This is a genomic window from Pseudoduganella rivuli (genome assembly GCF_009674485.1).
GTDB classification, from domain to species: Bacteria; Pseudomonadota; Gammaproteobacteria; order Burkholderiales; family Burkholderiaceae_D; genus Rugamonas; species Rugamonas rivuli_B.
The window spans coordinates 1-15,014 of the sequence record NZ_WKJJ01000043.1; the positions used below are offsets into that span (position 1 = coordinate 1).

Here is a 15,014-nt window from a genome sequence, read left to right on the forward strand (position 1 = left end):
CAATTCAATCGACGTAAAATGAGTTTGAGCCGTTTGCATGATGATCCCCTTATTTGGATTGGTTAGCACCTCCAGTTTAGGAAATCGTTATGCCGACGGCTCTTTCTTTTACATCATAGGTTCTACGCGGATGCGCCGCCGCCGTGACGACGTTCCCGGGGCGTTCATGGCAACAACGCCCATAATTCCCGGTACCTGAACGCGGCGGTCATATGCCGCAGCCGCGCCGCCAGGTCCGGGTGCTCCTGCTCGATGGCCGCCAGCGCCCCGGCCAGGCGGTGCTGGTCCAGCGCCAGCGCCCCTTCCTTCAGCGCACCCCGTATCTCTTCCGGCAAGGCCGCCAGCTCTTCCCGCAACACTTCCGCCACGCTGTTCGGCGCGAGACCGCCCGTGGCCTGTGCCGGCGCCGGTCCCCGCTGGAAATGCAATCCCAGCTGGTTCTCGATATGCGCATACAGTTCATTGACGTTGAGCGGCTTGCGCAGGAACGCGTCCGCACCGGCTTCCAGCGCCAGCGTGCACTGTTCTTCAAAGGCGCTGGCCGTGCACATGATGATGCGCGGCTGCGGCCCGTCCGCCTGGCTGCGGATGCGCCGTATCGTGGCCAACCCGTCCAGCTGCGGCATACGCCAGTCCATCAGCACCAGGTGCGGCGTAAAACTGTTCATGCGCGACAGTGTTTCGATGCCATCGCCCGCATACGCCACCACGAAGCCCAGCGGCTCCAGCAATTCGCCCAGCAGCATTTGCGATTCGCGGTCGTCGTCGGCCACCAGCACGCGCCTGCCCCGCTGCGACTGGTCCAGCCCCAGCACCTGGCCCTGCATCACCGGCGTGGCCGGCGCATGGGCCGCCACCGGCAGCGTCAGCGCGAAGCGGAACATCGAACCATGTCCCAGTTCCGACTCCACTTCCAGTTCCCCGCCCAGCAATTCCACGTACTGGCGCGAAATCGCCAGCCCCAGGCCCGTGCCGCCTTCTCCCGTGTGCGCCCCCACTTGCACGAAAGGTTCGAAAATGCGCTGCAAGTCGGCGGGCGACATGCCGACGCCCGTGTCGCGGATGGTGAACGCGACACGGGCCTGGCCATTTTGCACGTGCGCCCGCACATGCAGCCGCACGCTGCCCTGCTGCGTGAATTTCAGCGCGTTGCCCAGCAAGTTGATCAGCACCTGGCGCAACTTGACGGAATCCACGCGCACGGCAAACGCGCCGTCCTGCATGCCGTCCAATTCCAGCAACAGTTCCAGCCCCGCCGCCTGCGCGCGGATGCGCAGCATTTCCGCCACTTCATCGAGCAGCCGCACCAGGTCCGTATCGACCGGGTCCAGCCGCGTGCCGCCCGCTTCGATTTTCGACAGCGCCAGCACGTCATTGATCAGGGTGAGCAAATGCTGGCCGGAGCGATGGATGATTTCCAGGTTGCGCTGCTGGTCCGGCGACAGCGACTGCGTGCGCGCCATCAACTGGGAAAAGCCGATCACCGCGTTGAGCGGCGTGCGCAATTCGTGGCTCATCTTGGCCAGGAATTCGGACTTCACGCGGTTCGCCGTTTCCGCCGTCTTGGTGGCGGCCAGCAAACTCGCGGTGCGCTCGTCCACCAGTTCGAGCAAGTGGTCACGGTGGCGCCGCATTTCCTCTTCCGCCTGTTTGCGCTCCGTGATGTCGTAATGGATGCCGGTCATGCGCATCGGCTGTCCCTGCGCATTGCGCACCACCTGGCCGTCGGCCTTGATGTGGCGGATCGAACCGTCCGGGCAGCACATGCGGAATTCAATGTCGTAAGGGACGTCCTTTTCCAGTGCAAACAGCTTGGCGCGCTCGCACAGTGCACGGTCTTCCGGATGCACGGTCGCCAGCCACGTGTGGTGCGCATCGCCAAGGTCGCCCGGCGCGACGCCCACCATCTGGTACATGCGCTCGTCCCACACCAGTTCATCGGTCGCCAGGTTCCAGTCCCATATGCCGAGGCGCGCCGCCCGCGTGGCCAGCGCCAGCTGGTCGACCAGCCGTGCGCGGTCTTCCTCGACCCGGCGCCGCTGGTCGATGTCTTCGATCAGCACGTCGCAGGCCGGGGCTTCGTCCGTGCCGGCCCGCACGAACGTAGAGCGCACCCAGCGCGGCATGCCGTCCGCGCAGCGGATGCGGTGTTCCAGCTGGCTGATGGCATTGTTATCGAGCGCCGCCGCGGCGCGGGCGGCCACCTGCGCGCGGTCCGCTTCCGGCACGATGGTCAGCCACAGGGTCGGATCGTTTTCAAACGCTTGCGGCGGATAACCCGTCACCGCTTCGCAGCCGGAACCGTGGCCGTACGAGCGCAGCGTGCCGTTGGCGGGGCGCAGCGAAAACAGCTGGTGCGTGACGGCGCCCAGCAGACGGCGGTAGCGCTCGCGGCTTTCCGTCAATTCGTCGGCGCTGCGGCGCAGCGCCTCGGTGCGCTCCGCCACCAGGATTTCCAGGTGCGAGCTTTGCTGCTCGAGCGCCATGCGCTGCTGGTACAGGTCGCAGAACACGCGCACCTTGGACATCAGGATCGCCGGCTCCAGCGGCTTGATCAGGTAATCCACCGCGCCCAGTTCATAACCCTTGAACTGGGCGTCGCGTCCCTTCATGCCGGCCGTGACGAAGATGATCGGCAGGGTCGCGGTCTTGGGATTGGCCCGTATCAGTTCCGCTGTTTCAAAACCATCCATGCCCGGCATTTGCACGTCCAGCAGCACCGCCGCGTACTCGGCGCGCAGCACGGCGCGCAGCGCTTCCGGCCCCGAGTTGGCCCGCACCAGCTGCACATTCGGTAATTCGCCCAGCATGCCTTCCAGCGCCAGCAGGTTGGCCGGCTGGTCGTCGACAATCAGCAGCCGCAACTGCTGGCCTTCCGGGCCGATACGGCGCGCCGCCAGCACGTTTTCCACCTGGTGCACGTAGCGCTCGAAATCAATGATGGCCAGCCGTTGCCGGAACAACGTGGCAAACACGTTGACCTTGGCATGCAGCACCAGCGCTTCGATCGGCTTGACAAGGTAATCGACAGCGCCGGTTTCATACCCGCGGAATGCGAACTGGGCGCTGTCCATTTCCGCCGTCACGAACACGATCGGCACATGGCGGGTCTTCGGATTGGCGCGCATCAGCGTGGCCGCTTCGTAGCCATCCATGCCGGGCATTTGCACGTCCATCAGCACCAGGCCGAACTCGCGCCGCAACAGCTGGCGCAGCGCTTCTTCGCCACTGGTGACGGTGACGATTTCCAGGTTGTCGACGCCGTCGAGCAAACCGGACAGCGCCAGCAAATTGGCGTCGTTGTCGTCGACCAGCAGAATGGGGAACGGGTGCGCGCGGTTCATGGCAAGGTCTCCGCCGCCAGTTTTTGCAACAGCGCGGGCAAGTCATCGAGCGCCACCACGCTGTCCGGCGCACGCCGCGCCAGTGCGGCGCGCGGCATCGAATCCATGACAGCGCGCGCCGGGTCTTGCACGATGGTATAGCCGCCCGCGGCGCCGATGCCAGCCAGGCCGCTGGCGCCGTCGGAACCGGCGCCGGTCAGCACCACGCCGATCAGCGCCGCGCCATAACAGGCGCAGGCCGACTCGAACAGTACATCGGCCGAAGGGCGTGCAAAATTCACGGGCGGATCCAGCGCCAGCGCCATCCTGCCATCGAGTTCCACCAGCATGTGGTAGCCGGGCGGCGCCAGGTACACCGTGCCCGCAACGGCTTGCTCACCCTCGTCCGCTTCCTTGACGTGCAGCGGCGACACCGCGTCGAGCAGCCGCGCCAGCCCGTCGCCGCTGGCGGCCGCGATATGGATCACCACCAGCACCGGCAGCGGGAAGCTGGCCGGCAACGGGGGCAGCACGCGCTTGAGCGCCTCCACGCCACCGGTGGAGACGGCGATGGCCACGGCGCGATAGCGCGGCTTGCGGACGGCGCTCGTGGCGGCGGCTTTCATTGCGCGGCTCCCGCCGGTCCCGGCGCCGTACCGGTGCGCAGCGCCCGCGCATATTCCTTGCGGTAGATGCGGGTGTGGGAAACCACTTCGCGGTAATGCGGCGAAATCCCCCGCTGGTCCAGCGTTTCCTTGGCGCCCAGGCACAGGAAGCCGCCCGGCGTCAGGCAACCGTCGAACAGCGAGAGCAAGCGTTCCTTCAGCGACGGCTTAAAGTAAATCATGACGTTACGGCACAGTATCAATTGCATTTCACTGAAGTCGGCATCGGTGGCCAGGTTGTGCGCCGCGAAGACCACGTTGCGCAGCAAGCCCGGATCGAACAACGCCCGGCCATAGCGCGCCACGTAATAATCGGAAAAAGCGGCGCTGCCACCCGACTGCTGGTAATTGCGCGTATAGCGCTGCATGTCGCGCAAATCGAACATGCCCTGGCGCGCCCGTTCCAGCACCGCCTCGTTCAAATCCGTCGCATAGATGCGGCACTTGTCCCCGATACCCTCTTCGCGCAGGATGATGGCCAGCGACAGCACTTCCTCACCGCCCGCGCATCCCGCCACCCAGATTTTCGCGTGCGGATAGGTGCGCAGGTGCGGCACCACTTCGGCGCGCAGCGCGCGGAAAAACACGGGGTCGCGGAACATGTCGGACACATTGACCGTCACGTCTTCCACCAGCGAGCGGCACAAAGCGGTGTCGCGCAGCACGGCCGACATGGCGGCGCCAAAGCTGTCGTAGCCGGATTTGGCCAGCCACGCGGTCAGGCGCCGCGCCAGCGACGCCTGCGCATATTCGGAAAAGTCGTAGCCATGCGCCTGGCGGATGGCGGACACCAGCAAATCGATTTCCAGCGCGGCGATTTGCTGCTCGTTCACGCCACCTCCCCCGCCTGATAAAGCCAGACTCTCATCAGCGAGAACAGCTTGTCGAGGTCGACCGGCTTGGCCAGGTAATCGCTGGCGCCCGCGTCGAGGCATTGTTTCTGGTCGCCCAGCATGGCCTTGGCCGTCAGCGCGATCACGGGCAGGCGCGTCCATCGCGCATCGCGGCGAATGCGGCGCATCGCTTCGAAGCCATCCATTTCCGGCATCATGATATCCATCAGCACGATGTCGATGTCCGGATGTTCCTGCAGCCGCGCCAGCGCTTCGATGCCGTTGCCCGCTTCGACGATCTGCATGCCTTTCTCGGCCAGCACCGACGACAATGAAAAGATATTGCGGATATCGTCGTCGACCAGCAGCACCTTGCGGCGCTCGAACATGGCTTCCTTGTCGAGCGCGCGCCGGATCATTTTTTGCTGGTCTTGCGGCAGCGAGCTTTCCACCAGGTGCAGGAACAGGCTGACTTCGCCCACCAGCCGTTCGGGACTCTTGGCGCCCTTGACGATAATGCTGTCCGTATAGCGGCGCAGGCGCGCTTCATCGAGTTCCGTCAGGCTGCGGCCGGAATGCACGATGACGGGCATTTGCGGCGCGCACTGGCTTGCCTGCAACTGGTCCAGCAATTCAAAGCCGGACATGTCGGACAGCCCCAGGTCCAGCACCATGCAGTCGTAATAGCGCTGCGCCAGCAAGGCCAGCGCTTCCTGGCCTGAGCGGGCGATCGTGATATCCAGGCCGTCCGTGGACAGCAGTTCGGACACGCTCATGGCTTCCACTTCGTCGTCTTCCACCACCAGCAGGCGCTTGTCCTTGCGGTCGATGACGGCGCCGATTGAATCGAGCACCTGGTCCAGCTGTTCCGCACTGACCGGTTTCGTGATGAAGCCGATCGCCCCCAGGCCCAGCGCCTTCTGGCGGTCTTCCAGGCACGTGATGAAGTGCACGGGAATGTGGCGGGTGGCGGGGTTGTCCTTGATGCTGCGCATCACGCCCCAGCCATCGATATGGGGCAGCATCACGTCCAGCAGGATCGCCGTGGGCCGGTAACGCTCGGCCAGCGCCAGCCCCTCTTCGCCATCGCACGCGACGATGGCCTGGAACCCGTGTTCGCGCACGGTGTCGCGCAAGATGCCGGCAAACGCCAGGTCGTCTTCCACGATGAGGATGCAGCGGGTTTCCGGGAGCACGCTGCAACGGTCGTCGTCCATCGCACCGGCCGGCTGACCTTCCGGCGTCGCCGCCAGCGCGGCAAATGGGGCAGGCTTGGCGGCGCCGCATGCGGCAGCAGGGAATTCGGGGACGCGGGCGGGCGCCTGTGGCTGCGCAGGCGAGGCGGCAGGCGCACGCACTGGCGGCGCTGCCGGCATTGCCGGCATTGATGGCATTGCCGGCGTCATGGACGCCATCGGTGTCTGCGACGTCATGTGCGTTGCGGCCTGCGCGGCGGCATGCAGGTCGGCCGCCGCGCTGCCGTCCAGCGGCAGGAACAACGTAAAGATGCTGCCGGCGCCCGGTGCGCTGGACAGGGCGATTTCCCCGCCCATGCGGCGCGCCAGCTGGCGCGAGATCGACAAGCCCAGTCCCGTGCCGCCAAACTTGCGGCTGGTCGAACCGTCCGCTTGCTGGAAGGCGTGGAAAATGCGTTCGTGCTGGTCCGGCGCGATGCCGACACCGGTATCGCTGATGGCAAACGCCACGGCGGCATCCGGCAAGCCATGTTCGCCGGCGACGGCAGGACGGATCGACAGGCCCACCCTGCCATGCGACGTAAACTTGATGGCGTTGGCCAGCAGGTTTTTCAGCACTTGCTGCAGGCGCTGTGGATCGGTCTTGATGGAAGACGGCGCGCCCGCCGCCAGATCGACGGAAAACGCCAGTCCCTGGTGTTCCGCCTGCGGCATGAACAAGTCTTTCAATTGCGCCGCCAGGTTGTCGAGCGCGACAGTTTCCAGCTGCAATTCCACGCGGCCTGCCTCGATCTTCGACAGGTCCAGGATATCGTTGATCAGGTTCAGCAAATCCTTGCCGGCGCTGTTGATGGTGGCTGCATATTCGACTTGCTTATCGCTGAGCTTGCCTTCCTTGTTTTGCTTCAGCAGGCTGGACAGGATCAGCATGCTGTTCAGCGGCGTGCGCAACTCGTGCGACATGTTGGCGAGGAACTCGGATTTGTACGCGCTGGTACGCTCCAGTTCGTCCGCCTTGCGGCGCAATTCACGGCTGGCCTGTTCGCTTTCCGCGCTCTTTTGCCGGATCACTTCGCGCTGCTGTTCCAGCAATTGCGCGCGCTCTTCCAGTTCTTCATTCGATTGCTGCAATTCCTCTTGCTGGACCATCAATTCTTCGGTCTGCACCTGGGTCTGTTCCAGCAACGTGGCCACGCGGCGGCGCGCCTGTTCCACGCCGATGGCCACCGCCACGGCTTCCGCCGCCTGCTCCAGCCATGCGAGCTTGATGTCGTCGAGTTCCCCCAGGGTGCCGAGTTCCACCAGGCCCATCAGGCTGCCGTCATGCACCAGCGGCACCGCGACCACGGCGGCGGGCGCCGTGCTGCCCAGCGCCGAGCCGACGTCGAGATAGGACGACGGCACCTGTTTCAACACCGCGGTGCGGCGCTCGACCGCCGCCATGCCGGCCCACCCTTCGCCCAGCGTCACCTGGTTGCGCGGCGGCTGCGACGGCGTCATCGCATAGGACGCTGCCAGTTCCAGCACTTGCCGGTCGGCGTCGAACAGGTACAGCGCGCCCACGGCGCCGCCCACCTGTTCCGTCACAAAGCGGATCACGGCGCCCGTCAACTGGTCCAGCTGGCGGTCGCCCCGCAATTGCACATTGAGCGTATTGATGCCGCTCTTGAACCAGTCCTGGCGCCGCTCGTCGTCGCGGTGGATGCGCAAGGTGCGCGTCATGCGGGCAAAGCCCCGGCCCAGCAACAGTTGCGCATCGCTCATGCCGGCAATCGCCATGCCCAACGCGCCGATTTCATCGCGCAAGCCGGAAAACTTGCCCAGTTCGAGCGGTGGCGGTTCGCGCACGTCGCGGCTCAAGTCGCCGGCCGCAATCGCTTCCACCATGTCGGCGCGGTCGCGGCAATCGTCGCCCAAGGTGCGCAGCGTCGCCAGCACGTGCTGGATCTGTTCGGTCAGCGACAGGTAGGCGCCGACGGCGAAATACGCAAACAACAGGCACGCCAGCAAGGTCAGCCCGCCCGCCCAAGCCAGCCGTTCGCGCGCGTGGACGATGCGGCTGTTCAGCGCCGTGCGCAGCGCGGGCGCCAGCACTTCTTCTCCACCCGTATAAAACTGGTCGATCAGGTTGGTGAAATGGTCGATGTAGGCAGCCGTGCTCATGCCCAGGCGGGCGCCGATGATTTCATCCTGCACGATGGCGATGGTATTGCGGATGCCGGTTTCGACCCGCTGGTCCAGGCCCGCGATCACGGGACGCAGCACGGGATTGTATGCCGTGACTTTTTCCAGGTTCGCAGTCTGCAAGTCGCGCGCGATGCGCATGTGCCCCAACAAGCCCGCCATTTCCAGTTTTTCCGCATCCGTCACGGCGCCGCGCGCCACCATGGCGGCGCCGGCCGCCCGCAACTGGCCCAGCCGCTCTGTAAAGAAGGGCAACTTGACCAGCGTGTCGATCAGGTAATACGACGAAATTTCCGGGTCCAGGGTCAGCGCGCTGGTATCGGCAATGTCGGTGCCCAATGTGAGCATCTTGGCAATCAATTGCTCGTGACGCAGCGTATTGATCTTTTGCGTCCATTCCAGGCCGAACTGGCGTAGTGCGCGCCAGTCGGACGAGACTTCGCGCCAGCGCTGCGACCCGGCCACGGCCGGGGGCAGGAATTCCGACAATTGGCCAAGGGCCAGGTCGACTTCCGCGGCTTTGGCGCGCTGCTTCGGGCCAAATGCGGGGTTACCTCCAAGCAATCCGGCAGACAGGCCGCGGTCGTGCTGGACCAGCTGAATAACCCGGTTCAGGCGCACCAGCGCTTCGACACCGCGCAATTCGTTGCGGGACGGTTCGATCACCTGGTCCATCGCAACGAACAATTGCGCCAGCAACACGACGATGGCGCCCAGCGCGAGGATGCCCAGCAGGACAAATTTGTGCGCATAGCGCAGCCTGCTCATCAAGTTGATAGCGGGGTAGAACAGGGGTTTCAAAGACCCTCCCGGGCGGCGTCAGTCATCGCACATGCATTATAGAAAGCATCGACGACTGCCAAATGGGTGTCAAGGAGAAAGTAATTAATTACCGGGACGCTGCGGCAGTCCCGCCACAAAATGTCAGCCGGAAATATTTGGCGTGAAAGAATTACCAGCGTATTTTACCGGTCCACATATCCTTATACATCACCCAATCGCCGATCAGGCTATATACAGGGTATTTAAATGTGGCGGGACGATTATGCTCGAAAAAGAAATGACCAACCCATGCGAAGCCATATCCCGCAATAGGCATCAGCCAGAGCAGCATATAATTTTCAAGCACAACGGCAGCAATCAGGATCAACACAACCAACGTGGAGCCGGCAAAATGCAAACGGCGGCAAGTAATATTGGCATGCTCTTGCAGGTAAAACGGATAAAACTCTTTAAAAGTATGGAACCGCTCCGCCTGCGCCTGCATATCAATTCTCCTCGATACGGCTCACATAATTCAAATCGGTTTCATCGCCCCATACAAATACTTTGGGTTCGCGTAATACTTGCACGAGGAATTGTTGCTGCTCCCGCAAACGGCGGCGGAAATCCGGCAACGAATACAGGTTGGGATTGATTTTACGGCGCAAAATACGTTCCGCCACCGGGAGCCGTGACAGCAATTCGCCATAACTGGTGTTGTCGCCAATCAGCAGCAATTCAATCTTGCCATCCGTGGCTTCCTGTTCCATGGCGCTGGCGCCATACACAAAGGCCACATTCAATACATCGCCCAATGGCGACAATGCGGAATTCAATACGCTGACCAGGCCGAATGTTTTACGAACCAGGCTGGACAACTCCTCATAAACGAGGCTGTCTTTATTTGGACGGAAACGGCGCACATTGCCGATGCGTTCGGAAACGATCAATCCGGAATCGTGTAAGCGCCGCAATTCACGTTGCGCAGATGCACTACCTAACCCTGTGAGACGCATGATCTCGTTCAAGTGAAATCCATCGTTGACGCGAACGAACATCAACCCCAGCAGCTTTTGCTGGGCGGGTGTGAAGAGGGCTTGGGCGATCATGGGCCAAATCTTAGCACGTATGCGCCAGCTTCTGGCACAGACTGCATGCACTTTCGCCATTGCATAGAGGAACGCTATGGAACAGCTGACGCGCCCGTACGACAGTGGACGCCCCCATGGACGCACCGGTCTGCCGCCAGCAACGTTATCGCCTGGTCTTCGCGGGGCGGCTATTTAAATAGTTCGCTGCTATGAGAGCGAAATTAAGATTAATTTGAGCAATGTGCCGGGAAGAATGAGTTTCCTCGCACCATACTATTTTTTTGCTCGATTTTTTAAAAGCGCGTGCTATAGTGAAGACGTGGAGTACAGGTGCGCCGGAGTTGCAGAGCGGGACCGGGCAGGTACTTCGCAAATGGCCACTCTCATAGGGTGGCCATTTCTTTTTCAGCGTATTTTTTTGATTTTACAAATACCGACCAAACCATTCCATTAACTCCTTACGGACCGGAATCGGATATTTTGTCAATCCATGGTCGCCATTCGGATAGATCACCAGCTTATAAGGCTGCTCCCGTTCTTTAAGCTTTTGCGCCATGACGACCGCGTTCTCTTTTGAGACCTGGACATCGGCATCGCCATGCAACAGCAGTACCGGCAATTTCGGATCAATGCGATCCAGCCAATATAAAACGGAACGGTCTTTCAACGCTTGTTCCCGGTTATTTTCATAATCGGGGATCAGCCTCTCCATCACCCGTTCCATTTCCGGCCGGCGCGGTAATTCCGTCAACAAATCCGAAACACCGCCCCAGATCGCAATGGCTTTAATACGACGGCTGCGCGCGGCGGCCAGATACGTCATGATATTGCCGCGGCTGATACCAATCATGCCGATCTTTTCAGGATCCGCTTCCGGCATGCCGTCGATAACAGGTAATAACGCCATCACGTCATTCACATCCCGGCCACCGAATTCATCGTGGCCGACACCCCGATATTGGCTGGAAATAACGATATAACCCTGGTCAGCCCACTGCATCTGGTCACGCACCAGCTCCCGTAGCGACAATGGCTCCCTGCGGATGTTGCCGCCCCGGTTAAACACCAGCACGGGTAATTTGCGCCCGTCGTTGCGTTTAGGTTTGACCACATGGCCATCCACGGTCAATCCGTCGACTTTATAGGTAAAGGCAAAGCAGTCCAGCTGTTCGCGTAACCGCCGTACCATTTCTTCGTTTCGGGTACGGTTGTCGTTATTCCCCGCCGCAACGTTTTCACTGGTGTCTGGAGAGCGTTTCGGTAACAGTGCATTCAGCGCCTTATCCGTAAAGCATGTGGTCTGACTGACAACTGACGGGGCGGACGAAAACAGGGCGGCCTGGGCCTGGGCAGCCCCCGGCAACAAGCAGCATGTGGCAGCGATGGCGCACAGGCGGGAGAGAAAGTGGGCGGGCATTGAAGTTATCAAAAAGGAAAATATTACCATAAGACAACGCCCGCACCACGGTTTTTACGCGCTTACTTCGGGAAGTTATAGGTCAGCGTATACGCGCCACTGCCCGAATACGACTTCACCTGTGCATAGTAGTAACCGGCCGTGCCATTGTATGAAATGGATTCGGTCGACGTCTGCCCTTCGCTGGCGGCGACTTTGACCCACGCGCTGCCCGAGTATTTATACAGGTACAGGTCGAAATCCGTTCCCGCCGGGCCCGTCAATTGCAAGGTGAAGGTGCCCGCAGCGGCCGACACATAACCGGGCGACGCGCTCGGCGCATTGGCGCTGCCGCCGGATGCCAGCGTGCCGGTCTGCGTCACGCCGGCCGGGCCCGTGTACTTGGCAAACACGTTGCGGACCGCGCCTTCATTGACGGCGTGCCATGGATAACCCAGGGTGCGCATGCGCGAATTTTCCGTCGGACGGTACTTGCCGGCCGCGCAATATTGCGCACCCTGGAAGATGCCGACCGTGCCATTGGCATAGACGCCGGGCTGCGTCGGCACCGGGGTATTGGCGGCAATCAAATTGCCCCATTTCACGGCGCGCGTGCCGTTCAGCGACACATTGACTTCGGTCGGCTCCGACGTGGTGCTGCAGGTGCCGTATTCATATTCATCGGCCAGCGCAAACGCCGTGTGGCCGATCTCGTGCAGCGCGATTTCAATCGACTGGTCCGCCATCGACAAGGTGGCGATTTCACCGCCGGAACCGCCATAGCGGGTCGAATTGGAAATCACGATGATGACGTCGCGCTGGTCCGGCTGCAGTACGGAACCGACGATGTTGTACACCTTGGTGGAATTCACGCACAGCAGGCGGTCGATGTTGAAGCAGCCAAACTCGCCATCCATGGCGGTGTCTTTATAAATGCCCTTGTCGATCTCGTCCGCGCCGGACTGGTTACTGGCCACGTCCACGCGGCGGATATTCATCGACGCCTTGTTGGCGGCAAACACGGGATCGGCCAGGAAACCATTGATGACCTTTTGCGCGTCGGCTTGCCACTTGCCCATTTCCGCCGCCGTGTAGCCGTCGCCGACAAACACGTAGTCCATCTTGGTGGCGGACGAGCCGCTGTTGAGGATGGTGGTGGCGGTGGCCGCCGGCGCCAGCGCGGCTTTATTCATTTTGCCGGCCTGGGTGGTGGTGGCCAGTTGCTCCAAGGCGGCGCGGCCATAGGCGGCCAGCGGCGTCGCGGCGACGGCGGCCTTGGCGCTGCTTCCATTGCCATGGATGACAGGCAGCACTTCGACATTGGCCGTGTTCTTGTCGAACGGCAGCGACACTTCAAACACGCCTTCCGGGCGTTTCACGTGCTGCGACACGTCGATCGCGCCCGTCTTGCGGTTGAAGGCTTCGATGTGGCGCTGCTGGCTGTTGTTAACGGTTACTTCGTGCAGGATATTGCCGGCGGCATCTTTCGCCACCACGCGCCACTGGCCGCCCTCGGCGCCTTTGCGCACGTCGGGGGTGACGGCAAACGTGCCGATCTCGGCATGGGTGGCGGTAAAGGCGGTGCCGGTACGGCCCTCGGTAAAGTTAAACCGCAGCGAAATGTTATCCGCATAAGCGGCCTGGGATGCCAGCAATGCAAGCAGTGCCGCGGTACGGCGCAGGTAAGGCATGGTTGTCTCCTTGTGGTTTTGGTTTGGTTCAGAGACTGTAGAGTTGTTGGCAAAACGCGGCTTGCCTGTTCGTGCGGGAATTGCACGAAACTGCTATGAACGTGGGGAACTGTCGCGGATTTGCCGCCGTCCGCCCTACGGGGTTGAGGGGGCGGGGTTTTTCCGGGTACTGCGCCACGCGGCGGGCGACATGCCGTATTGCGCGCTGAAGGCCCGGGTAAAGTGGCTGGCGCTTTGAAAACCCACTTCCTGCGCGATGTCCGTGATGCGCGCATCGCTGCCCACCAGCGCGCCGGCGGCCTGTTCGAGCCGGCGCTCCTGCACGTAGCGGTGCGGCGGCACGCCCACCGCGCGGTGGAATTCGCGGGAAAAATGGGCGGCGCTCATGCCGCACAGCGCGGCCAGTTCGCCGTTCGACGGCGGCGCATCGGCATGTTCGGCAATATGGCGCAGCACGCGCCGCAGGCGGGCGCCGGACAGGCCGCCATCCAGCGCGTGGTCCGGTTTTGAATAATGTTCGAGCAGGTAGCACACCAGGGTCATCACCGTGTGGTCGCACAGGTCCGGCGCCAGCGGCCCGGCAAGCGCCCGCGCGTCGAGCATGCGGCGCACCATGTCCAGCACCGTACGGTCCGACACGAACTTGTTGGCCGTCAGCACGGCGCCCGTTTCATCGCCGCGCCGCATGGCCAACTGGTCGACCAGGGCGATGGGAATGAACACATTGACAATATCGCAGCCGCTCAACTGGCTCCACCGCCCCTGCTCGCCCGGTGGACACAGTCGGAAACGGCTGGCCGGGATCGTGCCGCCCCACACAGGCGTATTGCCGTGCCAGATACGGGCGTCGAGCGGTTCCATCATCAGCGCCAGGCGGTAACTGCCGGGATGGGGGCTGACGGAACGGATGATCTGGGCGGGGCCGTCGCTGGTCCAGCGCCCCAGCGCGGCGCCGGACGTGGGCAGCGGACCGATACACGCGTGCAATGCATCGACGCCGCTCTGGCGGAACCATTGCTGGAGATCGTCAACGCAGCTGATCATTCCCTCACCCTATCTATCGCCTTTATCTGCTCTCAGGTATAAGGCCGTCAATCGTTACTTTTCATTCTAGCTGATTTTACATTAACATCTTTCGCTTTTACCTATGCAAGAATTACAGTTAAATACTTAAACTTCAGCACCTCGTGTGTATATTTTTAACAACTGGCACAAAAATCATTTAGTCACTCTATCTAGATGCAGCGTATGCTAGCGGCCAGTGAGCATAGCCGTAGACTCGTACATAGTACCTACCGCACGAAGTGTCGCAGACGAATTGGAATATCAGGAAGAGGCTAGCCCTGCCCCAAAAAAACAAAAATCTTGACAAAGCATTCTTAAGTTTCGGAAATTTGATACAATTTATTTTTTACAAAAAAATTGAAACATAATGAGCCTTGATTACAATGTTATCGCAACAGGACTAATCGCACCAGTTGCAGTCTTAATCGTAAAAACATTACTTGACTTCAGTTTAGCGCACTATTTCGTTAAATATTTCTGGTGGCTTCCTGTTCGCGGACTTTTTCGGGACCACCCAGTTGATCTTTCGGGAAAATGGGAGCAAGAGTGGGGCGCTGCAGGGAGTGATAAATTTCAACAAATTACAGATCGCCATAGCTATTCAACAATTCGACAATTCGGAAGTTATATATACGCAGAGTTTGATGCGAAAGGTGAAGCGTACTGCCTCTTCGGGAAAATAAAAAGGTTCTTCACGGATTGCCGGGAAACGCTGCTTTGATCTTCAGGAAGAAGAATTCCGAGTCGCGATAGCCATAGGCCATCCGTTTCATTACCTTTATCTTGTTGTTGATGCCCTCGAGCTGGC

The 15,014-nt window shown here is 61.1% G+C and carries 11 protein-coding genes; 1 reads left to right on the plus strand and 10 read right to left on the minus strand.

Annotated features, from left to right (window positions below; all coding sequences use genetic code 11):
* Positions 1-164 precede the first annotated feature (164 nt).
* The 9 genes from GJ700_RS34170 to GJ700_RS34210 all read right to left on the minus strand — a co-directional run bounded on the left by GJ700_RS34170 (position 165) and on the right by GJ700_RS34210 (position 14,185).
* On the minus strand, positions 165-3,344 hold the full coding sequence (locus GJ700_RS34170) for a response regulator (RefSeq protein WP_154382598.1): 3,180 nt from the start codon (positions 3,342-3,344) through the stop codon (positions 165-167).
* Positions 3,341-3,949 (minus strand): chemotaxis protein CheB, encoded by a 609-nt coding sequence (locus GJ700_RS34175; protein WP_154382600.1) that lies wholly within the window; start codon positions 3,947-3,949, stop codon positions 3,341-3,343. The genes GJ700_RS34170 and GJ700_RS34175 overlap by 4 nt, the downstream gene beginning before the upstream one ends.
* Complete coding sequence (locus GJ700_RS34180; protein WP_371868255.1) at positions 3,946-4,821, minus strand: CheR family methyltransferase; 876 nt, start codon at positions 4,819-4,821, stop codon at positions 3,946-3,948. Before GJ700_RS34180 ends, GJ700_RS34175 begins: the two co-directional genes overlap by 4 nt.
* Entirely contained in the window at positions 4,818-9,002 is a 4,185-nt protein-coding gene (locus tag GJ700_RS34185; protein WP_154382604.1) for a response regulator, read from the minus strand. Before GJ700_RS34185 ends, GJ700_RS34180 begins: the two co-directional genes overlap by 4 nt.
* A 151-nt stretch (positions 9,003-9,153) precedes the next feature.
* On the minus strand, positions 9,154-9,468 hold the full coding sequence (locus tag GJ700_RS34190) for an Mpo1-like protein (protein ID WP_154382606.1): 315 nt from the start codon (positions 9,466-9,468) through the stop codon (positions 9,154-9,156).
* Between the two features lies 1 nt (position 9,469).
* Complete coding sequence (locus tag GJ700_RS34195; protein ID WP_154382608.1) at positions 9,470-10,072, minus strand: helix-turn-helix domain-containing protein; 603 nt, start codon at positions 10,070-10,072, stop codon at positions 9,470-9,472.
* A 406-nt stretch (positions 10,073-10,478) separates the two neighbouring features.
* Positions 10,479-11,471 (minus strand): alpha/beta hydrolase family protein, encoded by a 993-nt coding sequence (locus GJ700_RS34200; RefSeq protein WP_195764108.1) that lies wholly within the window; start codon positions 11,469-11,471, stop codon positions 10,479-10,481.
* A 62-nt stretch (positions 11,472-11,533) separates the two neighbouring features.
* Entirely contained in the window at positions 11,534-13,141 is a 1,608-nt protein-coding gene (locus GJ700_RS34205; protein ID WP_154382611.1) for a M64 family metallopeptidase, read from the minus strand.
* A gap of 135 nt (positions 13,142-13,276) precedes the next feature.
* A complete protein-coding gene (locus tag GJ700_RS34210) occupies positions 13,277-14,185 on the minus strand; it encodes an AraC family transcriptional regulator (protein ID WP_154382613.1) in 909 nt (302 codons plus the stop codon).
* Between the two features lie 388 nt (positions 14,186-14,573).
* Between GJ700_RS34210 and GJ700_RS34215 the strand changes: the two genes are divergently transcribed.
* Positions 14,574-14,927, plus strand: a complete 354-nt coding sequence (locus GJ700_RS34215; protein ID WP_154382615.1) for a hypothetical protein — start codon at positions 14,574-14,576, stop codon at positions 14,925-14,927.
* Here the strand turns inward: GJ700_RS34215 and GJ700_RS34220 are convergent.
* Positions 14,899-15,014, minus strand: a 116-nt coding sequence (locus GJ700_RS34220) for a transposase (RefSeq protein ID WP_154376719.1), incomplete at its 5' end; no start/stop codon positions are given. The two genes, GJ700_RS34215 and GJ700_RS34220, sit on opposite strands and share 29 nt — an antisense overlap.